At 65.5% G+C, this 21,923-nt stretch carries 21 protein-coding genes, 3 tRNA genes and 1 pseudogene; 3 read left to right on the plus strand and 22 right to left on the minus strand.

Annotation, left to right across the window (positions count from 1 at the left end):
* Positions 1 to 42: 42 nt before the first annotated feature.
* Positions 43 to 1,491 (minus strand): magnesium transporter, encoded by a 1,449-nt coding sequence (mgtE, locus tag HMPREF2924_RS27545; protein WP_003085996.1) that lies wholly within the window; start codon positions 1,489 to 1,491, stop codon positions 43 to 45.
* A gap of 326 nt (positions 1,492 to 1,817) precedes the next feature.
* Here mgtE and HMPREF2924_RS27550 point away from each other — a divergent pair, with 326 nt between their 5' ends.
* Positions 1,818 to 2,333, plus strand: a complete 516-nt coding sequence (locus HMPREF2924_RS27550) for a DUF4124 domain-containing protein (RefSeq protein ID WP_003123233.1) — start codon at positions 1,818 to 1,820, stop codon at positions 2,331 to 2,333.
* A 45-nt stretch (positions 2,334 to 2,378) separates the two neighbouring features.
* Here the strand turns inward: HMPREF2924_RS27550 and HMPREF2924_RS27555 are convergent, their stop codons facing one another.
* From HMPREF2924_RS27555 to HMPREF2924_RS27575, 5 genes and pseudogenes are all read right to left on the minus strand, one after another.
* The gene (locus HMPREF2924_RS27555) at positions 2,379 to 2,831 is read right to left on the minus strand and encodes a hypothetical protein (protein ID WP_004364084.1); all 453 of its coding nucleotides are present in this window, start codon (positions 2,829 to 2,831) and stop codon (positions 2,379 to 2,381) included.
* Between the two features lie 52 nt (positions 2,832 to 2,883).
* Positions 2,884 to 3,388, minus strand: a pseudogene (locus tag HMPREF2924_RS27560) (hypothetical protein).
* A 91-nt stretch (positions 3,389 to 3,479) separates the two neighbouring features.
* A complete protein-coding gene (locus tag HMPREF2924_RS27565; RefSeq protein WP_003085989.1) occupies positions 3,480 to 3,755 on the minus strand; it encodes a phage holin family protein in 276 nt (91 codons plus the stop codon).
* Positions 3,748 to 4,122 carry a phage holin family protein gene (locus HMPREF2924_RS27570; protein WP_003085986.1) on the minus strand — a complete coding sequence of 125 codons (375 nt, stop codon included), beginning with the start codon at positions 4,120 to 4,122 and terminating at the stop codon, positions 3,748 to 3,750. Before HMPREF2924_RS27570 ends, HMPREF2924_RS27565 begins: the two co-directional genes overlap by 8 nt.
* Positions 4,123 to 4,286: 164 nt before the next feature.
* A complete protein-coding gene (locus tag HMPREF2924_RS27575) occupies positions 4,287 to 4,817 on the minus strand; it encodes a hypothetical protein (protein WP_003085984.1) in 531 nt (176 codons plus the stop codon).
* Between the two features lie 170 nt (positions 4,818 to 4,987).
* On the opposite strand from HMPREF2924_RS27575, the gene alpR reads away from it, so the two are divergent.
* On the plus strand, positions 4,988 to 5,701 hold the full coding sequence (gene alpR, locus HMPREF2924_RS27580; protein ID WP_003085982.1) for a transcriptional regulator AlpR: 714 nt from the start codon (positions 4,988 to 4,990) through the stop codon (positions 5,699 to 5,701).
* Between the two features lie 97 nt (positions 5,702 to 5,798).
* Here the strand turns inward: alpR and HMPREF2924_RS27585 are convergent.
* The 14 genes from HMPREF2924_RS27585 to aruC form a co-directional block, all read right to left on the minus strand.
* A tRNA-Arg gene (locus tag HMPREF2924_RS27585) sits at positions 5,799 to 5,875 on the minus strand.
* Between the two features lie 111 nt (positions 5,876 to 5,986).
* A tRNA-Arg gene (locus HMPREF2924_RS27590) sits at positions 5,987 to 6,063 on the minus strand.
* A gap of 117 nt (positions 6,064 to 6,180) precedes the next feature.
* Positions 6,181 to 6,271 (minus strand) — tRNA-Ser (locus HMPREF2924_RS27595).
* A 61-nt stretch (positions 6,272 to 6,332) separates the two neighbouring features.
* Positions 6,333 to 6,518 carry a carbon storage regulator CsrA gene (gene csrA / locus HMPREF2924_RS27600; protein WP_003085981.1) on the minus strand — a complete coding sequence of 62 codons (186 nt, stop codon included), beginning with the start codon at positions 6,516 to 6,518 and terminating at the stop codon, positions 6,333 to 6,335.
* A gap of 184 nt (positions 6,519 to 6,702) precedes the next feature.
* Positions 6,703 to 7,941: an aspartate kinase gene (locus HMPREF2924_RS27605; RefSeq protein WP_003085971.1), complete on the minus strand. Its 1,239-nt coding sequence runs from the start codon at positions 7,939 to 7,941 to the stop codon at positions 6,703 to 6,705.
* A 147-nt stretch (positions 7,942 to 8,088) separates the two neighbouring features.
* The gene (alaS, locus tag HMPREF2924_RS27610) at positions 8,089 to 10,713 is read right to left on the minus strand and encodes an alanine--tRNA ligase (protein WP_003134256.1); all 2,625 of its coding nucleotides are present in this window, start codon (positions 10,711 to 10,713) and stop codon (positions 8,089 to 8,091) included.
* Positions 10,714 to 10,834: 121 nt separating this feature from the next.
* Complete coding sequence (gene ltaE / locus HMPREF2924_RS27615) at positions 10,835 to 11,839, minus strand: low-specificity L-threonine aldolase (protein ID WP_003134258.1); 1,005 nt, start codon at positions 11,837 to 11,839, stop codon at positions 10,835 to 10,837.
* A gap of 144 nt (positions 11,840 to 11,983) precedes the next feature.
* The gene (gene astE, locus HMPREF2924_RS27620) at positions 11,984 to 12,982 is read right to left on the minus strand and encodes a succinylglutamate desuccinylase (RefSeq protein ID WP_003134260.1); all 999 of its coding nucleotides are present in this window, start codon (positions 12,980 to 12,982) and stop codon (positions 11,984 to 11,986) included.
* A 13-nt stretch (positions 12,983 to 12,995) separates the two neighbouring features.
* Positions 12,996 to 13,286, minus strand: a complete 291-nt coding sequence (locus HMPREF2924_RS27625) for a hypothetical protein (protein ID WP_003085959.1) — start codon at positions 13,284 to 13,286, stop codon at positions 12,996 to 12,998.
* Between the two features lie 13 nt (positions 13,287 to 13,299).
* Complete coding sequence (astB, locus tag HMPREF2924_RS27630; RefSeq protein ID WP_003134263.1) at positions 13,300 to 14,646, minus strand: N-succinylarginine dihydrolase; 1,347 nt, start codon at positions 14,644 to 14,646, stop codon at positions 13,300 to 13,302.
* Positions 14,643 to 16,109, minus strand: a complete 1,467-nt coding sequence (gene astD / locus HMPREF2924_RS27635) for a succinylglutamate-semialdehyde dehydrogenase (protein ID WP_003134264.1) — start codon at positions 16,107 to 16,109, stop codon at positions 14,643 to 14,645. Before astD ends, astB begins: the two co-directional genes overlap by 4 nt.
* A 42-nt stretch (positions 16,110 to 16,151) precedes the next feature.
* Positions 16,152 to 17,174, minus strand: a complete 1,023-nt coding sequence (gene astA / locus HMPREF2924_RS27640; RefSeq protein ID WP_003110258.1) for an arginine N-succinyltransferase — start codon at positions 17,172 to 17,174, stop codon at positions 16,152 to 16,154.
* An 11-nt stretch (positions 17,175 to 17,185) separates the two neighbouring features.
* Positions 17,186 to 18,202: an arginine/ornithine succinyltransferase subunit alpha gene (aruF, locus tag HMPREF2924_RS27645; RefSeq protein ID WP_003085950.1), complete on the minus strand. Its 1,017-nt coding sequence runs from the start codon at positions 18,200 to 18,202 to the stop codon at positions 17,186 to 17,188.
* Between the two features lie 198 nt (positions 18,203 to 18,400).
* Complete coding sequence (aruC, locus tag HMPREF2924_RS27650; RefSeq protein WP_003085948.1) at positions 18,401 to 19,621, minus strand: bifunctional succinylornithine transaminase/acetylornithine aminotransferase; 1,221 nt, start codon at positions 19,619 to 19,621, stop codon at positions 18,401 to 18,403.
* Positions 19,622 to 19,787: 166 nt separating this feature from the next.
* On the opposite strand from aruC, the gene HMPREF2924_RS27655 reads away from it, so the two are divergent.
* Positions 19,788 to 20,111 carry a hypothetical protein gene (locus HMPREF2924_RS27655; protein WP_003134266.1) on the plus strand — a complete coding sequence of 108 codons (324 nt, stop codon included), beginning with the start codon at positions 19,788 to 19,790 and terminating at the stop codon, positions 20,109 to 20,111.
* Between the two features lie 20 nt (positions 20,112 to 20,131).
* Here HMPREF2924_RS27655 and argR read toward each other — a convergent pair whose 3' ends face one another.
* Complete coding sequence (argR, locus tag HMPREF2924_RS27660; protein ID WP_003085944.1) at positions 20,132 to 21,121, minus strand: transcriptional regulator ArgR; 990 nt, start codon at positions 21,119 to 21,121, stop codon at positions 20,132 to 20,134.
* 32 nt (positions 21,122 to 21,153) lie between these two features.
* The gene (gene aotP, locus HMPREF2924_RS27665; protein ID WP_003085940.1) at positions 21,154 to 21,918 is read right to left on the minus strand and encodes an arginine/ornithine transport ATP-binding protein AotP; all 765 of its coding nucleotides are present in this window, start codon (positions 21,916 to 21,918) and stop codon (positions 21,154 to 21,156) included.
* Positions 21,919 to 21,923: the final 5 nt, after the last annotated feature.

The raw sequence follows: 21,923 nt of genomic DNA on the forward strand, positions 1-21,923 counted from the left end.
GAAAAAAGCCGCCCGTGGGCGGCTTCTTGCATGGCGCTCCGGCTACATCAGGAAGATCGTCGCCAGGCCGAGGAAGATGAAGAAACCGCCGCTGTCGGTCATCGCAGTGATCATCACGCTGGAGCCCATCGCCGGATCGCGTCCGAAACGATGCAGGGTCATCGGGATCAGCACTCCCATCATCGCCGCCAGCAGCAGGTTCAGGGTCATCGCGGCGGTCATCACCACGCCCAGTTCCCAGTTGCCGTAAAGATAGAAGGCCACCACGCCGATCACTCCGCCCCACGCCAGGCCGTTGACCAGCGCGACGCCAAGCTCTTTGCGCAGCAGGCGGTTGCGACTGTTGCTGGTCGGCTGTACCTGGTCGAGCGCGATGGCGCGGACGATCATGGTGATGGTCTGGTTGCCGGAGTTGCCACCGATGCCGGCAACGATCGGCATCAGCGCGGCCAGCGCCACCAGTTTCTCGATGGAGCCTTCGAACAGGCCGATCACCCGCGAGGCGACGAAGGCGGTGATCAGGTTGGTGGCCAGCCAGGCCCAGCGGTTGCGCACCGACTTCCAGACCGAGGCGAAGATGTCTTCTTCTTCACGCAGACCGGCCATGTTGAGGACTTCGCTTTCGCTCTCCTCACGGATCAGGTCGACCATCTCGTCGATGGTCAGACGACCGATCAGCTTGCCGCCCTTGTCCACCACCGGCGCGGAAATCAGGTCGTAACGCTCGAATGCCTGGGCGGCGTCGTAGCCGTCCTCGTCCGGGTGGAAGGTCACCGGGTCGGTGGCCATGACTTCCAGCACTTGCTTGTCCGGATCGTTGACCAGCAGGCGCTTGATCGGCAGCACGCCCTTGAGCACGCCGTCGTAGTCGACCACGAACAGTTTGTCGGTATGCCCGGGCAGTTCCTTCAGGCGGCGCAGGTAGCGCAGCACCACTTCCAGGCTGACGTCCTCGCGGATGGTGACCATCTCGAAGTCCATCAGCGCGCCGACCTGGTCCTCCTCGTAGGACAGCGCCGAACGCACCCGCTCGCGCTGCTGCGCGTCGAGGCTTTCCATCAGTTCATGGACCACGTCGCGCGGCAGTTCCGGCGCCAGGTCGGCGAGTTCGTCGGCGTCCAGGTCCTTGGTCGCGGCGATGATCTCGTGGTCGTCCATGTCCGCGATCAGGGTTTCCCGGACCGCGTCGGAGACTTCGAGGAGGATGTCGCCGTCGTCCTCGGACTTGACCAGCTGCCAGACCGTCAGGCGGTCGTCCAGCGGCAGCGATTCGAGGATGTGGGCGATGTCGGCGGGGTGCAGTTCCTCCAGCTTGCGCTGGAGTTCTACGAGATTCTGCCGGTGGACGAGGTTTTCCACCCGGTCATGGTGCTGGCCTTCCTGACGATGGGTCAGGTCCTCCACCACCTTGTGGCGATGCAGCAGCTCGACCACCTGCGCTAGGCGGTCCTGCAGGCTTTCCTGCGGCTTCTTGGCTTCTACTTCGGTCATAGCGCGCTCCACCCCCAGTAGCGGAGCACGCCAAAGGGGTCAATCAGAAACGTGATTGGTCAAACGGGAAACTGTTCGAGTTTCTACTGGGTAAGTCCATGGGGGTGTTCCAAGGGCCCTCTCGGGGCAGATACGGATAATGATAACACTCCGCTTGCGTTTTGCGCGTTACAAAATGGCGGCAAGAACAAGCGCTTGCGGCACAAAGTTCATCGTCACTCGACGCCTGACTGCGACGCCGGAAATTTCACTCAGGACACTCGGCCCCGCGGAAAAAGGCAACGCGTTAGCCTGCACTCACCCTTATCCGACCCGGAGTGCCGGCCATGCGTTCCCTGTCCCTCCTTCTCCTCCTCTCGCTGGCGTCCACCTGCGAGGCCGCTGCGGTATTCCGCTGCGAAGACGCCAGCGGCCATGTCAGCTTCACCCAACTCGGTTGCCCCGCCGGGCAGGCCGGCGAGACCGTCGTGGCGGACAACCCGCCGCCGGGAGGCAGGAGCGTCACGCCGATGGCCGAGACGAAGACGAAAAAGGCGTCCATCGGCCGGAAAAACGTGCCGCTCGCGGTGATCGGAGAAAGAGAAGATCGCTGCGGAAGACGCCTGGACGAGAAGGAACGCCGCAAGGCGATCGTGGAGCAGCGAATAATGACGGGAATGACCCGCTCCGATGTGGAGCGGGCGCTGGGCAAGCCGGACCGGGTCAGCGGGAACAATGCGGAGGTGCGTTATCAGTACAAGGCCGACAAGCGACGGGGAGCGAGAAGCGTGAGCTTCGATCAGGAGGGATGCGTGAAGGGAAAGGGAAGGTACCGGGTGGAGCGAGTCGATCCCGGGAGCTAAGGCCGGGCCGACCTCATACCGATGAAAGCAGGACCGGCATCGCCTTTAGCGTGCCGGGCAGGGTGTCGCCCTGCCTGCATGGAAAAGACGGACGACAGTCTTCAGCAGCCTACCGCCTGCGCGCAGCGCACGCCTCTGGCTGGCGGTTATGGTCAGGCTCAATCCTCTTTCTGCGGTTCGCCGGGCAACAACGCGCGTGATGAACAGACCGCGATACAGGTGGAATCCCGTTTGCACGTCCACCGTTTCGGAAGCGCCTTGCAGTGAAGTCAAGGCAGCGATGCCCTTGCGCACACGGTACTCGTTCAACGCGCGGCTGCCTCCCTCCATCGGCAGCAAGGAGGGCAACGGCTCGTCAGCGGGCGCATGGTCGACAATGCTGCCGACGATGGTGATGAGCTTGTCGCCGCGCGCGCTGACGGCAGCCTGCGCGAGGTTTTCGGAAATCACCGCATCCAGGCGAACGATGCCGACGCGACGACTGATCAACATGACCATGGATCTCTCCTCTATGTATGGATGGCATCGCTACGATGCATCGCAACGACCTCTAGGAAGCCGTTCCACCTGCCCCCCCCGGAGGTCTGCCCGGGAGCGGTGCGCTCGAGGTCGACGAGCAGCACGTGTTCGTGAGCGAGAACAAGGTCGAAACGAGCCTGCCCCAGCGCCTGGCCATCCTGCACGACGGACAGGTTTTCGATGGGTGTCAGGCGCAGCAGGCTGGCCTTCAGCACGCGCAGGCGCTCGCCGGCATTGCCTGACTGCAGCAGGCAGCGGGCATCCTGCAGGTACTGGTGCGCCTCGGGACCATGCCAGGTCAGGCGAAAGATGCTCTCGCAACTGGCCAGCAGGGACTCCTGCTCGCCACTGGCGGAAAACTCCCGCCGCACCTTGCCAAGCAGGCTCGAGGACTCCAGGCGCAAGGTCATGAAGGGGATGGCCGGCGGGGCCAGCAGTTGATCGGCATCGATGACGCTGCCGGCGGGCAGGCCGAACAACTGCCGCAACGTTTCGCGCAGGGCGGCGTGATCCAGGCGCACGGTTGCACTGGACATGGCGAACTCCTTTTTCAGGATGGATGGATGACGGACAGGCACCGACGCGGCGGATACAACCGCCGGCCAGGCCGGAGCGAAGTACGTTCGTTCAATGCAGGCGCAGGACCCGCGCCAGGTTGCCGCGCGCCTGCAACAGCAGGACCAGCAGCACCAGCAGTACCCCGAGCATCCACGGCGAGAGGTGCTCGGCACGATACAACCCGGCCACTATTCCCAGCGCCTGGCAGCCGGTGCACAACGCCAGCAGGTAGGCGCACAGGGAAACGCCGGGGCGGAAACGCGCGCCGGCGCGGCGATAGGTGATCAGGCGCATGCAGATCGCCGAGCAGACCAGCACGGTCAGGGTGGACAGCGGATCAACCATCGGACTTGCCTCCCCGGCGGCGCAACAGCCCGCGCATCCAGTTGGGCAGTTCACCGCCACGCATCCACTCGAGCATGCCGATGCCGCCGGTCACGCAGAGGGTCGCGGCGACGAAGGCGGCCATGCCGCTGGTCTGGGTCAACCCGCGGCCGAGCGCCTCGATTCCGGCGTAATAGCCGCCGACCCAGGACACCAGCAGGTAGCCGAGGCGGGTCAGGGCGTTGTAGTCACGGGCGAACACGACAAAGAAGATGGCGCCGCCGAAGCCTCCCAGCAAGGCGTTGCCATCGATACCCGGCAGGTACATGGCCAGGCCGACGCCAGCCATTGCGCTGGCGGCGGAGGCCGCAGAGCTTGGCTCGGACATGGATGACTCCCGGAAATGCAAAGGCCCGCCGAAAAGGCGGGCCCGGAACGGCCGAAGCCCGCATCGGCGGGCTTCGGCCAGAGGAATTTCAATCGTGGAGAATTTATACCTTTATCGTCCCATAGCGTCAATATGGGAAAACCCGTTTTCATACAGAAATTTTTTTAGCGCTCGCCCACGATCCCCACCTCCGCCATCGGCTCCTCCAGTCGCTGCAAGGCCTGGCGCAGCAAAGCGACGACCCGCTCGCGCCATTCCTTGTCCCAGCGATGCAGGGTGCTCTTCGACAGGCCGCTGAGTCGCTCGATCTCGCGGATGCTCGACGGCGGACGACGGAACATGCGCATCAGCAAGGCCAGGGTTGCCCGCTGCTCGATCGGGTCGGCCCCGGGCTTCAGCCAGTCGCGCAAAGCCGCCAGGCCAAGGACGAAATCCCGCCCGCGGGCGAACTCGGCCCGCACCACCGCCAGCTCCAGTGGGTGCGCAGCCAGCTGGCGCTGGGCGAAACGCACGGTCATCACCGCCTGGGCCTGCCATTCGTGCGGACTCAAACCGCTGGGCAGGTGTTCGATGAAGCTGCGATCGAAGCGCTCGCGCAGGCCATCGATCACCATCGCCGTCGACGACTTCGGTCCCGGCTGGTGCTCGAACATCCAGTAGGCCACGGCCAGCGCCTGCTCGGTACTTTGAAACATGGTATTCCCTCCTTGGCCGGCCCACCTGGCTGGCCGCTCGCATTAGCCACCCGCAGTGGCTGTGTTGGGCCGCCGTCCTACCCGAGGCGAGTAGGAAAGCGCTGAAATTATGGTAATACCCATATACTGACGCTTGCAATGCCACAGGCACACCCTTAGTCTTGCCCCCTATGGAACTCAAAGATCGCATCAAGGCGGCGCGCAAGCACGCCCATCTCAGCCAGGTCCAGCTTGCCCAGGCGGTAGGCATGACCCAGACCTCCATTTCCGATCTGGAGCGCGGCAAGTCCCGCGCCACCAGCTTCGTCGCGCAGATCGCCGGCGCCTGCGGCGTCAACCCCCTGTGGCTGGCGGAAGGTCGCGGCGAGATGCTCGCCGAGCGCGGCCAGGCGAACGCAGGACCCAATGCCAGTTGGCTTGGCGCAGTAGAGTCATGGGACGACGAAACGCCCCTGGATGCCGACGAGATCGAACTGCCCTTCTACAAGGAGATCGAGCTGTCCGGCGGCAAGGGCAGCACGGTGATCCTGCAGACCGGCGGGCGCAAGCTGCGCTTCGGCAAGTACACCCTGCGCAAGAAGAACATCGATCCGGCCAGTGCCGCCTGCGTCACGGTCAGCGGCAACAGCATGGAGCCGGTGCTGCCGGACGGCAGCACGGTAGGCGTGGACACTAGCGCGCGGACGATCAAGGACGGCGACATGTACGCCTTCGACCACGACGGCCAACTGCGCGTGAAACTGCTCTACCGCCTTCCGGGCGGCGGCCTGCGCATTCGCAGCTTCAACAGCGACGAGCACCCGGACGAGCGCTACGAGCCCCAGGAAGCCGCCGAGCACATCAACGTGATCGGCCGGGTGTTCTGGTACTCGGTGCTGGTCTGACCCCTTCCCGCCCCGCCTGACGACGGGGCCGCGTTCCGGCGGAAGAAAAATCCCGGGCAAAGAAAAAGGGCCTGCATTGCTGCAGGCCCTTTCGGCATGGCGCACTCAGGAGGATTCGAACCTCCGACCGCTCGGTTCGTAGCCGAGTACTCTATCCAGCTGAGCTATGAGTGCGTGTCGGTGCTTTTTCCGGCCACCTGCCGGTAACGCTTGTTTTACCGTGAAAGACCGCAACTGTCGATCCTTCGTCCGTCGAGCCCCTGACGAGAGGAACCCTTCGAAATATGGCGCACTCAGGAGGATTCGAACCTCCGACCGCTCGGTTCGTAGCCGAGTACTCTATCCAGCTGAGCTATGAGTGCGTCGTGGGGGCGCATTATAGATTGTGGATTTTATCCGTCAAGCGATTTTTTCAATCAAATCAGTAACTTAGTTACCAAGATGGCTTTCGCCGCCTGAATCAACCTCTAACACTTGAATGGCGGAGAGGGGGGGATTCGAACCCCCGACACCCTTTTGAGGTGTACTCCCTTAGCAGGGGAGCGCCTTCGGCCACTCGGCCACCTCTCCGCAACACGGGGCGCATGATACCCATCTTTACCCCGTTTGCAAAGGGAAAATTAGATAAAAATTAATGGTTTGGCTCTTGATCTTTCTCTTTCTGGATGCGCTGGTAAATTTCCTCCCGGTGCACGGCGACTTCCTTCGGCGCGTTGACGCCGATGCGCACCTGGTTCCCTTTGACACCCAGTACCGTCACGGTGACGTCGTCACCTACCATCAGGGTCTCTCCGACCCGACGAGTCAGAATCAGCATTCCTTTCTCCTCACGCGAATATTTCAGGACAACAGTCTGCAAAAAAGAAATGGCGGCGGATCCGCAGAAATCAAGAGCGCGATCCTTCACCCAGTATTGACCAGTCCCGCCGGAATGAAAGTTCCTGCCGAACGGTCAAAAACGACAAAAGGCGCGGGGTTGCCGCGCCTTTCGCCTGCCAGCGTCACTCACCCTGTCGCGCCGGCGCGTCGAGCTCGAACGCCGTGTGCAGGGCACGTACCGCCAGTTCCAGGTACTTCTCTTCGATCACCACGGAAACCTTGATTTCCGAGGTGGAGATCATCTGGATGTTGATGCTTTCCTTGGCCAGCGCCTCGAACATGCGGCTGGCCACGCCGGCGTGCGAACGCATGCCGACGCCGACGATGGAAACCTTGGCGATGTTGGTGTCGCCGATGGCTTCGCGCGCGCCGATGTTGGCGGCGGTCTGCTTGAGAATTTCCAGGGCGTTCAGGTAATCGTTGCGATGCACCGTGAAGGTGAAGTCGGTGGTGTTATCGTGCGCCACGTTCTGCACGATCATGTCGACTTCCACATTGGCGGCACTGATCGGCCCGAGGATCTTGAAGGCCACGCCGGGGGTATCGGGTACGCCACGGATGGTCAGCTTGGCTTCGTCGCGGTTGAAGGCGATGCCGGAGATGATCGGCTGTTCCATGGATTCCTCTTCATCATCGATAGTAATGAGGGTGCCCGGACCCTCCTGGAAGCTGTGCAGCACGCGCAGCGGAACGTTGTACTTGCCGGCGAACTCGACCGCCCGGATCTGCAGCACCTTGGAACCGAGGCTGGCCATTTCCAGCATTTCCTCGAAGGTGATCTTGTCCAGCCGGCGGGCCTGCGGCACTACGCGCGGATCGGTGGTGTAGACGCCGTCGACGTCGGTGTAGATCTGGCATTCGTCGGCCTTCAACGCCGCCGCCAGGGCCACCCCGGTGGTATCGGAACCGCCGCGGCCCAGCGTGGTGATGTTGCCGTTGCCGTCGACGCCCTGGAAACCGGCGACCACCACTACCCTGCCGGCCTTGAGGTCGGCGCGGATATGGGTGTCGTCGATGTGCAGGATGCGCGCCTTGGTGTGCGCGCTGTCGGTGAGGATACGCACCTGGTTGCCGGTATAGGAGACCGCCGGCACGCCGCGCTTGATCAGGGCCATGCTGAGCAGGGCGATGGTCACCTGCTCTCCGGTCGAGACCATGACGTCCAGTTCGCGCGGAACCGGCTGCTCCATGATCTGGTTGGCCAGGCCGATCAGACGGTTGGTCTCGCCGCTCATGGCGGATACCACCACGACGACGTCATCGCCCGCTTCGCGGAATTTCTTCACCTTCTCGGCCACCTGCTCGATACGCTCGACGGTGCCGACGGAGGTCCCTCCAAACTTCTGTACGATCAAAGCCATTTCAAACCGCCTGATTCCGTGAAGGGCGCCCTTTTGAACCTGCCACATTCTTTCGCTACCCGGACTGGCGGGGCGCACCGCCGGCCGGGCATCAAGGGGCGCTGGCCGCCCGGCCCCGCGTCGCTCTGGCGCGGGGCCGGCATGGCATCAGAGCCCTTGCTCGACGAAGCGCTGGGCCAGGGCCAGGGCCTCGTCCAATTTCGCTGCATCGGTGCCGCCGCCCTGGGCCATATCCGGGCGTCCGCCACCTTTGCCACCAACTGCCGCCGCGGCTTGCTTCATAAGCTCGCCGGCCTTCAGTTGGCCGGTCAGGTCCTGGGTCACGCCTGCGACCAGTACGACCTTCCCGTCCAGCTCGCCGCCGAGCAGGATCACTGCGCGGCCGAGCTTGTTCTTCAACTGGTCGACCAGCGCCAGCAGCGCCTTGCCGTCCAGACCATCGAGGCGCGCGGCGAGTACCTTCGCGCCCTTGATTTCCACCGCCGCCGCCGAAAGGTCGTCGCCGGCCGCGCTGGCAGCCTTGGCCTTGAACTGTTCCAGCTCCTTCTCCAGCGAGCGGTTGCGCTCCAGCAGTGCGCCGAGCTTGTCCAGCAGGTTATCGCGGCTGCCCTTGACCAGGCTGGCGGCTTCCTTGAGCTGCTCCTCGGCACCGTTCAGGTAGGCCAGCGCCGCCGCGCCGGTGACCGCCTCGATACGGCGTACGCCGGCAGCCACGCCACCCTCGCTGGTGATCTTGAACAGGCCGATGTCGCCGGTGCGGGATACGTGGGTGCCACCGCACAGCTCGACGGAGAAATCGCCGCCCATGCTCAGTACGCGCACCTGGTCGCCGTACTTCTCGCCGAACAGCGCCATGGCGCCCTTGGCCTTGGCGGTGTCGATATCGGTTTCCTCGGTCTCGACCTCGGTGTTGCGACGGATTTCGGCGTTGACGATATCCTCCAGGGCCTTCAGTTGTTCCGCCTTGATCGCCTCGAAGTGGCTGAAGTCGAAACGCAGGCGCTGGCTGTCCACCAGCGAGCCCTTCTGTTGTACGTGGTCGCCCAGTACCTGGCGCAGCGCGGCATGCAGCAGGTGGGTCGCGGAGTGGTTGAGCGCGGTGGCCTGGCGTACCGAAGCGTCGACCTCGGCCTTGACCGCGCCGCCAACGCTCAGGTTGCCCCGGGCGACCACGCCGTGGTGCAGGTGCGCGCCGCCGGCCTTGGTGGTATCGCGCACGTCGAAGCGCACGCCAGCCGCCTCGAGGTAGCCACTGTCGCCGACCTGGCCGCCGGACTCGGCGTAGAACGGCGTCTGGTCGAGGACCACGACGCCCTCCTCGCCCTCCTCCAGGCGCTCGACGGCCTGGCCGTCCCTGAACAGCGCGACGATCTGTCCAGCGCCGGAGACACCCTGGTAGCCGAGGAAGCGGGTCTCGCCGTCGACCTTGACCAGGCTGTTGTAGTCCATGCCAAAGGCGCTGGAAGCGCGGGCGCGCTCGCGCTGGGCCTCCATCTCGCGCTCGAAGCCGTCCTCGTCGATGGTCAGCTCGCGCTCGCGGGCGATGTCATTGGTCAGGTCGACCGGGAAGCCATAGGTGTCGTACAGCTTGAACACCACGTTGCCGGGAATCACGCTGCCCTGCAGTTCGGCAAGGTCCTGTTCGAGGATCTTCAGGCCTTGCTCCAGGGTCTTGGCGAACTGCTCTTCCTCGGTCTTCAGCACGCGCTCGATGTGTGCCTGCTGTTGCTTCAGCTCGGGGAAGGCATCGCCCATCTCGGCGACCAGCGCTGCGACGATCTTGTGGAAGAAGGTGCCCCTGGCGCCCAGCTTGTTGCCGTGGCGGCAGGCGCGGCGGATGATCCGCCGCAAGACGTAGCCGCGACCTTCGTTGGACGGCAGCACGCCGTCGGCGATCAGGAAGCTGCAGGAACGGATGTGGTCGGCTACCACCTTCAGCGACGGCGCGTCGTCGTTGGCGCAGCCGATGGCCTCGGCGGAGGCTTTCAGCAGGTTCTGGAACAGGTCGATCTCATAGTTCGAGTGCACGTGCTGGAGTACCGCGCTGACGCGCTCCAGGCCCATGCCGGTGTCCACGCTCGGCGCCGGCAGCGGGTGCATGACGCCGTCCGCGGTGCGGTTGAACTGCATGAACACGTTGTTCCAGATCTCGATGTAGCGGTCGCCGTCCTCTTCCGGCGAACCGGGCGGGCCGCCCCAGATCTCCGGCCCATGGTCGAAGAAGATCTCGGTGCAGGGACCGCAGGGTCCGGTATCGCCCATCGCCCAGAAGTTGTCGGACGCATAGGGCGCGCCCTTGTTGTCGCCGATCCGCACCATACGCTCGGCGGGCACGCCGACTTCCTTGGTCCAGATGTCGTAGGCCTCGTCGTCGGTGGCGTAGACGGTGACCCAGAGCTTTTCCTTGGGCAGGTTCAGCCATTTCTCGCCGGTGAGGAACTCCCAGGCGTAATGGATGGCGTCGCGCTTGAAATAGTCGCCGAAGCTGAAGTTACCCAGCATTTCGAAGAAGGTGTGGTGCCGCGCGGTGTAGCCGACGTTTTCCAGGTCGTTGTGCTTGCCGCCGGCGCGCACGCATTTCTGGCTGGTGGTCGCACGGGTGTAGGCGCGCTTTTCCAGGCCGAGGAAGCAGTCCTTGAACTGGTTCATGCCCGCGTTGGTGAACAGCAGGGTCGGATCGTTCGCCGGGATCAGCGAACTGGAAGCGACACGGGTGTGTCCCTTCTCTTCGAAGAAGCGGAGGAAGGCTTCACGGATTTCAGCGCTTTTCATAGGTTCTTCCACGGAAAATTGGCGGCCACGAATCGCCGGCAAAGGGCCGCATTATATCGGCCCTTGGGCAAGGTTGTAGTGTATTTGCGCGATAGTTATTGCCTATTGCCGACCTTTTCGCTTATGAGCGACGAAAGGCCGCGAAGGCATCCAGTACTTGTCCTATGGACTCGGCGGAAACGTCCAGGTGGGTGACCAGGCGCAAACGCGCCGCCGCGCTGATCCGCACCCCGCGCTCGGCGAGGAAGTCGCGCAGCGCGACCGCCCGCTCGCCGACATCGACGTAGACCATGTTGGTCTGCACCGGCTCCACCGCATAGCCCAGTTCGCGCAGCCCGTCGCCCAGGCGCGCGGCGTTGGCGTGGTCGTCGGCCAGGCGTGCCACCTGGTGGTCGAGGGCGTACAGGCCGGCAGCCGCCAGCAGACCGGCCTGGCGCATACCTCCGCCGACCATCTTGCGCCAGCGACGGGCCTTGCCGATCAGTTCGACGCTGCCGCAAAGCACCGAGCCCACCGGCGCACCGAGGCCCTTGGACAGGCACACCGACACCGAGTCGAAGTGCCGGGTGATCTCGCTGGCGTCTACGCCCAGCTTCACCGCCGCGTTGTACAGGCGCGCGCCATCCAGGTGCAGGGCCAGGCCACGCGCGCGAGTGAAAGCGCGCGCCGCGGCCAGGTAGTCGAGCGGCAGCACCTTGCCCTGCATGGTGTTTTCCAGGGCCAGCAGGCGGGTCCTGGCGAAATGGAAGTCGTCGGCCTTGATCGCCGCCGCGACCTTGTCCAGGTCGAGCGATCCGTCGGCCTCGCCGTCGATCGGCTGCGGCTGGATCGAGCCCAGCACCGCGGCACCGCCGCCCTCGTATTTGTAGGTATGCGCCTGCTGGCCGACGATGTATTCGTCGCCGCGCTCGCAGTGGGCCATCAATCCGAGCAGGTTGCTCATGGTCCCGGTCGGTACGAAGAGCGCCGCGGCGAAGCCCAGGCGCGCCGCCAATTCGGCCTCCAGGCGGTTGACCGTAGGGTCCTCGCCATAGACGTCGTCGCCCAGTTCGGCCGCGGCCATGGCTTCGCGCATGCCGGCGGTGGGCTGGGTGACGGTGTCGCTGCGCAGGTCGATGACAGGCACGGAGGGCTCCTCGGTTCGGCGGAAAAGCCCGATCCTACGGCGCTCTACCGACAGCCACAAGGGAAGTCGGGAAATCTTCCCGGCCGCAACGGAAACGGAGCGCCGAAGCGCTCCGTCATGATCGAGAGGGAAGGCCGATACGTCTCAGAGCTTGGCCGGCACCACCAGGATTCCGGCGCGCAGGCCGTTCTTCACCCGCGGATTGGGGAAGATGATGCGTGCGCCGACCTCATCCACCACCCAGCGCGTGCCGCCGATATCCTCGGCCAGCAGGTAGCCCGGCGAGAGTTCGGTGAAGTTGGCCACGTCGTCGTCGAGGTGCAGGCGGAAGTGGTCGCTGTGCTTGATCACCTCGCGCGACACGCTGAACAGCTTGAGGCCATCGAGTCGGGAGCCGTCCGGCTGTTCCTCGCTGCCGTCGATCAGCAGCTCCAGGCTCCGCTCCAGGCGCTCCAGGTTGACCTCCTGGTTCTCTCCGAACGGACGTGCCTTGCCCAGTTCCAGGGTAAAGGCCTCGGCGCCGAGCTGGCCGTAGGTGTAGGCGCTGAAGGTGATGCCCGGCTTGTTCTGCAACAGCACCGCCTCGATGCCGGCGTCGCGCAGGCGGGCCAGTTCGCTGCGGGAATGCTCGCGGCCCTCGGCCCAGGGGTAGAGGGCGAACTGCTCGATCTTCGAGCCGCGGATCGCGGTATGCAGGTCGTAGTGCAGGTGGACTCGCTCGGTCTTGCTGAAGAACACCTGGGCCAGGCGCTCCAGCTCGGCGGCACGGAAGGCCTCGTTGCCGCTGCCCTCCTCGTGGCGACCGTTGAACAGGCGGTTCATGTCCTGTTCGACGTAGCGCTCGCCGCGGCGGATGGCCTCGGGGTTGCCGAACAGGAAGAGGACCCTGGCGGCAGGCTTGAGGGTGCCCGCGGCGACCTTGCGGATCAGCCGTTCGAGCAGTTCGATGGGCGCGGTCTCGTTGCCGTGGATACCGGCCGAGAGCAACAGGTCGACGCCGTTGTCGCGGGCACCGATCGGCGTGACTTCCAGCGCGCCCTCGGCCAGCCAGTGCAGGCGGGTGCCGTCGGCGGTGAGCTGGATCTTCTCGGTCGGCTCGCGGCCGGCCAGGGTCAAGTCGAGCAGTTTGCCGAGGGCGAGCATGGGATGTCCTCAGTCAGTGGGTGTGGTCGCAGCCGCAGTCGGGGCCGTGCTCGTGGTCGTCGCCCTCTTCGATCGGCTCCATCTCCAGTTGCAGGCTGACCAGGTTGGTCGCCATCGGCCGCAGCAGCAGGTTGGTGTATTCGGTATCGCCGTCTTCGACGTCGACGCCGATCAGCAACTGGCCGTTGCCGGCTTGCTGGACCCACACTTCCTTGCCCTGCCAGACCACGGCGAAACGGGTGCAGGAAGTTTCCAGCTGGGTGCCGTCGGTATCTTCGAGGATCAGTTGCAGGCTATCGGACATGGTGGCGAGGCTCTCAATCGAGTTGGAAGGAATAAACCGAACCCAGTTTAAGGATCTGCGTCAGTTCATCCAATGCCGTCCGGCACTCCAGCAGCAGTTGCGGGTCGGCCAGGTCGGTTTCGCTCAGGCGGTCGCGGTAGTGCCGGTCGACCCAGGCTACCAGCGTGTCGTACAGGCCGGCGCTCATGATCACCCCCGGATTCACCGCCGCCAGCTCCCGCTCCTGCAGCGCCACGCGCAAGCGCAGGCAGGCCGGGCCGCCGCCGTTCTGCATGCTCTGCTTGAGGTCGAAGACCTTCACTTCGCGGATCGGGCCGTCGTCGCCGGTGAGCTGGTCCAGGTAGTTCCAGACCCGCGGGTTGTTCCGACACTCCTCCGGTACCACCAGCAGCATCGAACCGTCGGCCTTCGACAGCAGTTGGCTGTTGAACAGATAGGACTTCACCGCGTCCTCCACCGCGACCTGGTCGCGCGGCACGCAGATGGCGCGGAAGCGGCCGCCGCGGCGGCCAAGCTTGTCGTGCAGTTCGGCAAGGACCTTCTCGGTATCGAGGAAGGCGTCCTCGTGATGGAACAGCACCTCGCCATTCCCCACCGAGATCACATCGTTGTGGAACACGCCCTGGTCGATTACCGCCGGGTTCTGTTGAGCGTAGACCACTCCGGCCTCGCTCAGCCCGTGCAGGCGCGCGACCGCCTGGCAGGCTTCCAGGGTCTGGCGCGCCGGATAGCGTTGCGGCGCCGGGAAGCGACTGTCGAAGGCGCTGCGACCGAAGACGAAGAACTCCACGCCGGCATCGCCATAGTCCTTGCAGAAGCGCGTGTGGTTGGCCGCGCCTTCGTCGCCGAACTGGCTCACCGCCGGCAGCGCCGCGTGATGGGCGAAATGCCGCTCGTCGTTGAACATCGCCGCCAGCACGCGGCTGGTGGTGGGATGCTCGATGGATCGGTGGAACTTGCAGTTCAGGTTGGCCGCGGTGAAATGCACGCGGCCGTCGGCGGTGTCGGCGCTCGGGCTGACCGTGGCGGCATTGGCAGTCCACATGCTCGACGCCGAACTGCAGGCGGCGAGGAGAGGCATCGCTTCCTTCGCCGCGCGGCGGATCACCTCCTCGTCGCGGCCGGAGAAGCCCAGGCTACGTAGCGCAGCGGTATCCGGGCGGGCTTGCGGGGCGAGCACCCCCTGCTTGAAACCCATCTCCATCAGCGCCTTCATCTTCGCCAGGCCCTGCTTCGCCGCTTCCTTCGGGTTGGACACCGCCTGGCTGTTGCTTTGCGAAGCGACATTGCCGTAGGACAGGCCGCCGTAGTTGTGGGTCGGGCCGACCAGGCCGTCGAAATTCACTTCATGGGCATTCATAGGCTGATCCCGGGAGTCAGGGTGGCAGGAAGGGACACGCTGGGGCTTTCCAGCGAGGCGACCGGATAGGCGCAGTAATCGGCGGCGTAGTAGGCGCTCGGCCGGTGGTTGCCGGACGCGCCGATACCGCCGAACGGCGCGCTGCTGGCGGCGCCGGTGAGCTGCTTGTTCCAGTTGACGATGCCGGCGCGGCTTTCCACGAGGAACTGCTCGAAACGCTCGCGGGAATCCGACAGCAGCCCGGCGGCCAGGCCGTACTGGGTGGCGTTGGCTTCACGGATCGCCGCAGCGAAATCGGAGTAGCGGATCACTTGCAACAACGGCCCGAAGAACTCTTCGTCCGGTCGCTCGGCCACCGTGCTGACGTCGAGGATGCCCGGGGTCAGCAGGGCGGCGCCGTCGATCGGCTGGGTCATCGCCAGCAGCGGCTGTGCGCCCTTGCCGATCAAATGCTCCTGGGCCTTGAGCAGGTGCTCGGCGGCGCTCAGCGAAATCACCGCGCCCATGAACGGCGCCGGCTGTTCGTCGAAGCGCCCGACCCGCAGGGTAGCGCTGACCGCCACCAGGCGCGCCAGCAGTGCGTCGCCCCAGGCGCCCTGCGGCACCAGCAGGCGGCGGGCGCAGGTGCAGCGCTGGCCGGCGGAGATGAAGGCGGACTGGATGATGGTGTAGACGGCGGCGTCGAGGTCGGCGACCTCCTCCACCACCAGCGGGTTGTTGCCGCCCATCTCCAGCGCCAGGATTTTCTGCGGCTGGCCGCCGAACTGGCTGTGCAGCAGGTTGCCGGTGCGACTGGACCCGGTGAAGAACAGACCGTCGAGCCCACGGTGGGCGGCCAGCGCGACGCCGGTTTCGCGACCGCCCTGGACCAGGTTGAGCACGCCGGCCGGCAGGCCGGCCTCGATCCAGGCCTTGAGCGTCAGCTCGGCGACCTTCGGGGTCAGCTCGCTGGGCTTGAACACCACGCAGTTACCGGCCAGCAGCGCCGGGACGATATGACCGTTGGGCAGGTGGCCGGGGAAATTGTAGGGACCGAATACCGCCACCACGCCATGCGGCTTGTGCCGCAGCACGGCGGTGGCGTCGGCCAGCGGACCGGACTTCTCGCCGGTGCGCTCGCGGAACGCCTGCACCGAGATCGCCACCTTGTTGACCATGCTGGTCACTTCGGTGGCCGACTCCCACAGCGGCTTGCCGGTTTCCTCGCCGATCGCCCGGGCCAGCTCGTCGGCGCGGGACTTGAGGGTCGCAGCGAAGCGCTCGAGCAACTCGATGCGCTGCTCCAGCGGGCGCCGCGCCCAGGCCGGGAAGGCCTCGCGGGCGGCGCGCACGGCAGCGTCGACCTGGGCGGCGTCAGCGCCGCGCCCGGACCAGACCACGCCCTGGCCAACCGGGTCGAGGGACTCCAGGGTCTCGCCCTGGCCCGCCAGCCACTGGCCGGCAATGTAATGGGTACTCATCATCGACTCCTCGGGCGCCCTCGCCGGGACGCCTCCATCAGGCTTTCAAGCGCGCTTCTGCGCCGACAGCGGCACCGCGCGTACCGAGGCGCCGGCCGACAGGCGCAGGCGCTTGGCGGTCAGCGGATCGACCACCAGGGTGCCGGCGGCGGCCCGCGCCGGCGCGGCGGTGATGCGACAGTCTTCGCGCTTGCGGTTGTGGATCAGGTAGGGCTCGGCGTCGTCGCCGGGAGTGCCCACCGCCAGCACCAGGTTCTGGCTCTCGGCGATGGCGCGGATCTTGTCGGTCTCGGCCTCGATCGCCGGGCCGGCGTCGAAGATGTCGACGTAGCCCTGGTAGCTGAAGCCCTCGGCCTTGAGCATGGCCAACGCCGGCTCGGTGTTCGGATGGACGCGGCCAATCACCCCGCGCGCCTCCTCGGAGAGGAAGCAGGTGTAGAGCGGGAACTTCGGCATCAGCTCGGCGATGAAGGCCTTGTTGCCGACCCCGGTGAGGTAGTCGGCCTGGGAGAATTCCATCTTGAAGAAGTGCCGGCCGAGGCTTTCCCAGAATGGCGAACGCCCCTCCTCGTCGGACATGCCGCGCATCTCGGCGATCAGCTTGTCGCCGAACAGGTGGCGGAATTCGGCGATGAACAGGAAGCGCGCGCGCGACAGCAGCTTGCCGTTGAGGCCGCTGCGGTGGTCGGCGTGGAGGAACAGCGAGCACAGCTCGGAATTGCCGGTCAGGTCGTTGGCCAGGAACAGCGTGGGGATCTCGCGATGGATGTTGAGTTCCTGCGAGGCGCTCACGGTGAGGCCGACCCGGTAGTTGTACCAGGGTTCGCGAAGCCCTACCGCTCCGGCGATGGCGGAGATGCCGACGACCTTGCCGGCGTCGTCCTCGAGGACGAACAGGTAGTCGGCGTCGCCGCGTTCGGCCTCGCCACGGAAGGCCTTCTCGGCCCAACTGACGCGATGCTGCAGGCGCTGCTCGTTGGCCGGCAGGGTGGTCAGGCCGGTGCCGGTGCTGCGCGCCAGCTCGATCAGGGCCGGCAGGTCGGCGCTGGTAACAGGACGTACGATCATGACTGGCTCCTTCAGACCGCTACCAGGCGCACGCTGGCGCCTTCGCCGACGCCCAGGGCCTCGGCGGCTTCAACACTCAGGGCCACCGGCTTGCCGGGCGCCCAGTCCAGGTCCAGCACGACCGCGCGGAAGTCCTGCAACTGGCCGTTGGTGACCAGGTATGGACGCCCGCTCTTCGGCGCCTCGCCGATCTTCACCGGAACCACCCGGCTCTGGGCGATCGAGCGAATCCCCGAGGTGCGCGCGTGCAGGGTCGGGCCGCCATCGAAGATGTCGATGTAGTTGTCGGTCTCGAAGCCTTCGCGCATCAGGATGTCGAAGGTGATCTGCGCTCGCGGGTGAACCTGGCCCATGGATTCCTGGGCGGCATCCGGCAACAGCGGCACGTAGATCGGATAGTGCGGCATCAGTTCGGCGAGGAAGGTGCGGCTCTTCAGCCCGGAGAGCTTTTCCGCCTCGATGTAGTTCAGGTCGAAGAAGTTGCGCCCGACCGCGTTCCAGAACGGCGATTCGCCCTGCTCGTCGCTGTAGCCGACGATCTCCACCACCACCGCGTCGGCGAAGCGCTCCGGATGGCTGGCCATGAACAGCAGGCGACCGCGCGAGTTGAGTTCGGCATAGACGCTCTGCACCAGGTCGCGCTGTACGTAGAAACTGGTCAGCAGGCTGTTGCCGGTAAGGTCGTGGCACAGCGAGAGGACATGGATCTTGTTGTGGATCGACAGCGAGCGCGAGGCGTGCACGAAGGTTTCGTTGCGGAAGCTGTAGAACGGTTCCGAGAACCCGGCCGAGGCGACGATCGCCGAGCAGCCGACCAGCTCGCCGCTGGCGCTGTCCTCGAGGACGAAGAAATAGCTTTCCTCGCCGTTGTAGCTTACCTCCGCGGCGAACGAGGCCTCGGAAGCGAGGATCTTGTCGCGCAGGCGTTCGGCGTCATCCGGCAAGGACGTGACGCCTACCGGGCTGTCCGCCGCCAGACGCTGCACCTGTGGCAGGTCGGCCGCTTGGGCGGGGCGCATCACCAACATGGCGTCACTCCTTTCTCAGACAACGATGATTGCCGCATCCATGCGCGGGACCGCGGCACCTTCCTGTGCCACGGTTTCGAACGTCCAGCAGGGAAGATCCCGCGCCACGCACGGCGGCACGGTTCCCGGCTCCGGCGCGGGCCGCTCCGGGATGTCGCATCGGGTGCCCCGGCCTGCGCCGGGGCCCCGTGGGTTCGCTCAGCCGCGGACCAGCTTGGCCACGGCGCGCTCGAAGCGCTCCAGGCCTTCGTCGATCTCGGCGTCGTCGATCACCAGGCTCGGCGCGAAGCGCACCACGTCCGGGCTGGCCTGGAGCACCATGACCGCCTCTTTCTCGGCGGCGTTGAGCACATCCCTGGCCTTGCCCTTCCACTCGTCGGTCAGCGCTGCGCCGATCAGCAGGCCCATGCCGCGAATCTCGCCGAAGATGCCGTACTCCTGGCCGATCTTCTGCAGGCGGGACTTGAAGCGCTCATGCTTGGCCTTCACGCCATCCAGCACTTCCGGGGTATTGATCACGTCCAGCGCCGCCTCGGCCACCGCCGAGGCCAGCGGGTTGCCGCCGTAGGTGGTGCCGTGGGTGCCGACCGACAGGTGCTTGGCGATCTCGCCGGTGGTCAGCATCGCACCGATAGGGAAGCCGCCGCCCAGGCTCTTGGCGCTGGAGAGGATGTCCGGGACCACGCCGTAGTGCATGTAGGCGAACAGCTCGCCGACCCGGCCCATGCCGCTCTGGACCTCGTCGAAGACCAGCAGCGCGTTGTGCTCGTCGCACAGCTTGCGCGCCCCTTCCAGGTAGGCCTGCTGCGCCGGCAGCACGCCGCCCTCGCCCTGGATCGGTTCCAGCACCACGGCGCAGGTCTTGTCGGAGATCGCCGCCTTCAGCGCTTCCAGGTCGTTGTAGGGAACGTGGGTGATACCCTCGAACTTGGGCCCGAAGCCATCGGAATACTTCGGCTGGCCGCCGACGTTGACGGTGAACAGGGTGCGCCCGTGGAAGCTGTTGCTGGCGGCGATGATCTCGTACTTCTGCGGGCCGTAGACATCGTTGGCGTAGCGGCGAGCCAGCTTGAAGGCCGCCTCGTTGGCCTCGGCGCCGGAGTTGGCGAGGAACACCCGCTCGGCGAAGGTGGCGTCCACCAGCTTGCGCGCCAGGCGCAGGGCCGGCTCGTTGGTGAAGACGTTGGAAACGTGCCAGATGCGCTGGGCCTGCTCGGTGAGCGCCTTGACCAGCGCCGGATGCGCGTGGCCCAGGGAGGTCACGGCGATGCCGCCGGCGAAATCGATCAGTTCGCGGCCGCTCTGGTCCCAGACGCGCGATCCCTCGCCTCGCACCGGGATGAAGGCGGCGGGGGCGTAGTTGGGGACCATATACCGGTCGAAATCGGCACGTTCTACCTGCGCATGGGGAGCGGACATCGGTGTTTCTCCTGCCTGAAGGCGGCTATCGATGAAAGGATTGTAGGGATTGGGACCGGGCCGGCATTGCCGCCATGCGACAACTTGTTATAGCGCCAACCCGGGAATTTCCGCGGCTTTCGGAAATGCGACAGAAAGCATCGGGAAGGCGCAGTGTAAACGCGCGATGCACTCGGGTGCATACTTCTTCTACGCCGCCCCGCGGGCGGGAACAGCAGGGAAACAAGCCATGCCCATCGAGGGAATCGACTACCGTCTCGTCTTCGCCTCCGACGTCAATCCGCGCGACGGCCTCGGCCTGGAGTGCTGGCGCGGCGAACAGCCGCTGTTCGAGGTATTTCGCGACGACGCCGGCCGGCGTTTCGTGGTCAACCTGTTCGCCAGCGACGTTCCGCTGGAACTGCTGGAGGCGATCATTCCGACGGCCCGTCGCGAACTCGGCGACTTCCCGAGGCGATCCGCCTCCCGGGGCGTCGCAAAGCCCGGCTGAAACCGCCGCGCCGTTGGCGATCAGCCGCGTTCGACGGGAGTGAAGGTCGTCTCGAAGGCGCTGCCGCCGCGCCGCTGGTTGCGGTCCTCGCGCGGAGTGACGCCGAAGAAGTTGCGGTAGGCGCTGGAGAAATGCGGCCCGGAAGAGAAACCGCAGGACAGGCCGATCTGGATGATCGACTTGCTGGTCTGCATCAGCATCTGCCGCGCGCGGTTCAGGCGCAGCTCCAGGTAGTACTGGCTGGGTACGCGGTTCAGGTATTGCTTGAAGATCCGTTCCAACTGGCGCCGCGAAACACACACATGCTGGGCGATCTCGTCGGTGGTCAGTGGCTCCTCGATATTGGCTTCCATCAGCAGTACCGCCTGGGTCAGCTTCGGATGGCTGGAGCCGAGGCGATTCTTCAGCGGGATGCGCTGGCGCTCGTTGCCTTCGCGGATGCGCTCCACCACCAACTCCTCCGAGACCGCGCCGGCCAGTTCAGCGCCATGGTCGCGGGACAGCAGCGCCAACAGCAGGTCGAGTACCGCCATGCCGCCGCAGGCGGTCATGCGGTCGCGATCCCACTCGAACAGGTGGTTGGTGGCGATGACCTTGGGGAAGCGCTCGGTGAAGTCATCGTGCCAACGCCAGTGCACCGCGGCGCGATAACCGTCGAGCAGGCCGAGCTGGGCCAGCGGGTAGATGCCGGCGGACAGTGCGCCGATCGCCGCTCCCGAACGCGCCAGTTGCTTGAGCGCCAGGCCCAGCGCTGGCGACACCGCCGCCGGCGCCTCGTCGGCGACCAGGAACAGCCGCGAGCATTGCTCCAGCCTGCCGTTCCAGGCCGTTCCCGGCAGGCGCCAGCCCTCCTCTTCGGCCGGCGCTTCGGCGAGCAGGAACAGCGGCTCGTAGAGCGCCTCGGGGTGCAACCGCCGGGCCGCCCGCAGGGCTTCCTCGGCAAGCGATAGCGTCAGCGCGCGGGTGGCGGGCCAGAGGAGGAAACCGATGCGTTGGGGTTGGGCAGTCATGGGAGCAGCTTAGCCGGCCTCTGCGATGAATGTTACTTGAGGCTGCCGGAGAGGAACTGCTTGAGGCGGTCCGACTGCGGGTTGGCGAGGACTTCCTTCGGGCAGCCGTGTTCCTCGACCAGGCCCTTGTGCAGGAACACCAACTGGTTCGACACCTCGCGGGCGAAACCCATCTCGTGGGTCACCACCACCATGGTGCGGCCTTCCTGCGCCAGGTCCTGCATGACCTTCAGCACTTCGCCCACCAGTTCGGGGTCGAGCGCCGAGGTCGGCTCGTCGAACAGCATCACTTCCGGCTCCACCGCCAGCGCCCGGGCGATCGCCACGCGCTGCTGCTCGCCGCCGCTCATGTGCGCCGGGTAGGCGTCCTTGCGGTGCGCCACGCCGACCTTGGCCAGGTAGTGCTCGGCCTTCTCGATGGCTTCCTTTTTCGACACGCCGAGCACATGCACGGGCGCCTCGATGACGTTCTCCAGGGCGCTCATGTGCGACCACAGGTTGAAATGCTGGAACACCATCGACAGGCGCGAGCGCATGCGCTGCAACTGGCGGGAGTCGGCGGCCTTCAGCGCGCCGTCGCGGCCAGGCACCAGCTTCAGCTCCTCGCCGTTGAGCAGGATCTTGCCGGCGTGCGGCTGTTCCAGCAGGTTGATGCAGCGCAGAAAGGTGCTCTTGCCGGAACCGCTCGAGCCGATGATGCTGATCACGTCGCCCGCTTTCGCCGCCAGCGAGACGCCCTTGAGCACCTCGTGGCTACCGTAGCGCTTGTGCAGGTCTTGGACTTCCAGTTTGTACATGTGTG

It is taken from the genome of Pseudomonas sp. HMSC063H08 (genome assembly GCF_001813645.1).
GTDB classification, from domain to species: Bacteria; Pseudomonadota; Gammaproteobacteria; order Pseudomonadales; family Pseudomonadaceae; genus Pseudomonas; species Pseudomonas aeruginosa.

Bases quoted from the DNA above. Each gene is read 5' to 3' on its own strand.
- mgtE (WP_003085996.1), bottom strand. From the start codon at position 1,491: ATGACCGAAGTAGAAGCCAAGAAGCCGCAGGAAAGCCTGCAGGACCGC.
- HMPREF2924_RS27550 (WP_003123233.1), top strand. From the start codon at position 1,818: ATGCGTTCCCTGTCCCTCCTTCTCCTCCTCTCGCTGGCGTCCACCTGC.
- HMPREF2924_RS27555 (WP_004364084.1), bottom strand. From the start codon at position 2,831: ATGGTCATGTTGATCAGTCGTCGCGTCGGCATCGTTCGCCTGGATGCG.
- HMPREF2924_RS27565 (WP_003085989.1), bottom strand. From the start codon at position 3,755: ATGGTTGATCCGCTGTCCACCCTGACCGTGCTGGTCTGCTCGGCGATC.
- HMPREF2924_RS27570 (WP_003085986.1), bottom strand. From the start codon at position 4,122: ATGTCCGAGCCAAGCTCTGCGGCCTCCGCCGCCAGCGCAATGGCTGGC.
- HMPREF2924_RS27575 (WP_003085984.1), bottom strand. From the start codon at position 4,817: ATGTTTCAAAGTACCGAGCAGGCGCTGGCCGTGGCCTACTGGATGTTC.
- alpR (WP_003085982.1), top strand. From the start codon at position 4,988: ATGGAACTCAAAGATCGCATCAAGGCGGCGCGCAAGCACGCCCATCTC.
- csrA (WP_003085981.1), bottom strand. From the start codon at position 6,518: ATGCTGATTCTGACTCGTCGGGTCGGAGAGACCCTGATGGTAGGTGAC.
- HMPREF2924_RS27605 (WP_003085971.1), bottom strand. From the start codon at position 7,941: ATGGCTTTGATCGTACAGAAGTTTGGAGGGACCTCCGTCGGCACCGTC.
- alaS (WP_003134256.1), bottom strand. From the start codon at position 10,713: ATGAAAAGCGCTGAAATCCGTGAAGCCTTCCTCCGCTTCTTCGAAGAG.
- astE (WP_003134260.1), bottom strand. From the start codon at position 12,982: ATGCTCGCCCTCGGCAAACTGCTCGACTTGACCCTGGCCGGCCGCGAG.
- HMPREF2924_RS27625 (WP_003085959.1), bottom strand. From the start codon at position 13,286: ATGTCCGATAGCCTGCAACTGATCCTCGAAGATACCGACGGCACCCAG.
- astB (WP_003134263.1), bottom strand. From the start codon at position 14,646: ATGAATGCCCATGAAGTGAATTTCGACGGCCTGGTCGGCCCGACCCAC.
- astD (WP_003134264.1), bottom strand. From the start codon at position 16,109: ATGATGAGTACCCATTACATTGCCGGCCAGTGGCTGGCGGGCCAGGGC.
- astA (WP_003110258.1), bottom strand. From the start codon at position 17,174: ATGATCGTACGTCCTGTTACCAGCGCCGACCTGCCGGCCCTGATCGAG.
- aruF (WP_003085950.1), bottom strand. From the start codon at position 18,202: ATGTTGGTGATGCGCCCCGCCCAAGCGGCCGACCTGCCACAGGTGCAG.
- aruC (WP_003085948.1), bottom strand. From the start codon at position 19,621: ATGTCCGCTCCCCATGCGCAGGTAGAACGTGCCGATTTCGACCGGTAT.
- HMPREF2924_RS27655 (WP_003134266.1), top strand. From the start codon at position 19,788: ATGCACTCGGGTGCATACTTCTTCTACGCCGCCCCGCGGGCGGGAACA.
- argR (WP_003085944.1), bottom strand. From the start codon at position 21,121: ATGACTGCCCAACCCCAACGCATCGGTTTCCTCCTCTGGCCCGCCACC.
- aotP (WP_003085940.1), bottom strand. From the start codon at position 21,918: ATGTACAAACTGGAAGTCCAAGACCTGCACAAGCGCTACGGTAGCCAC.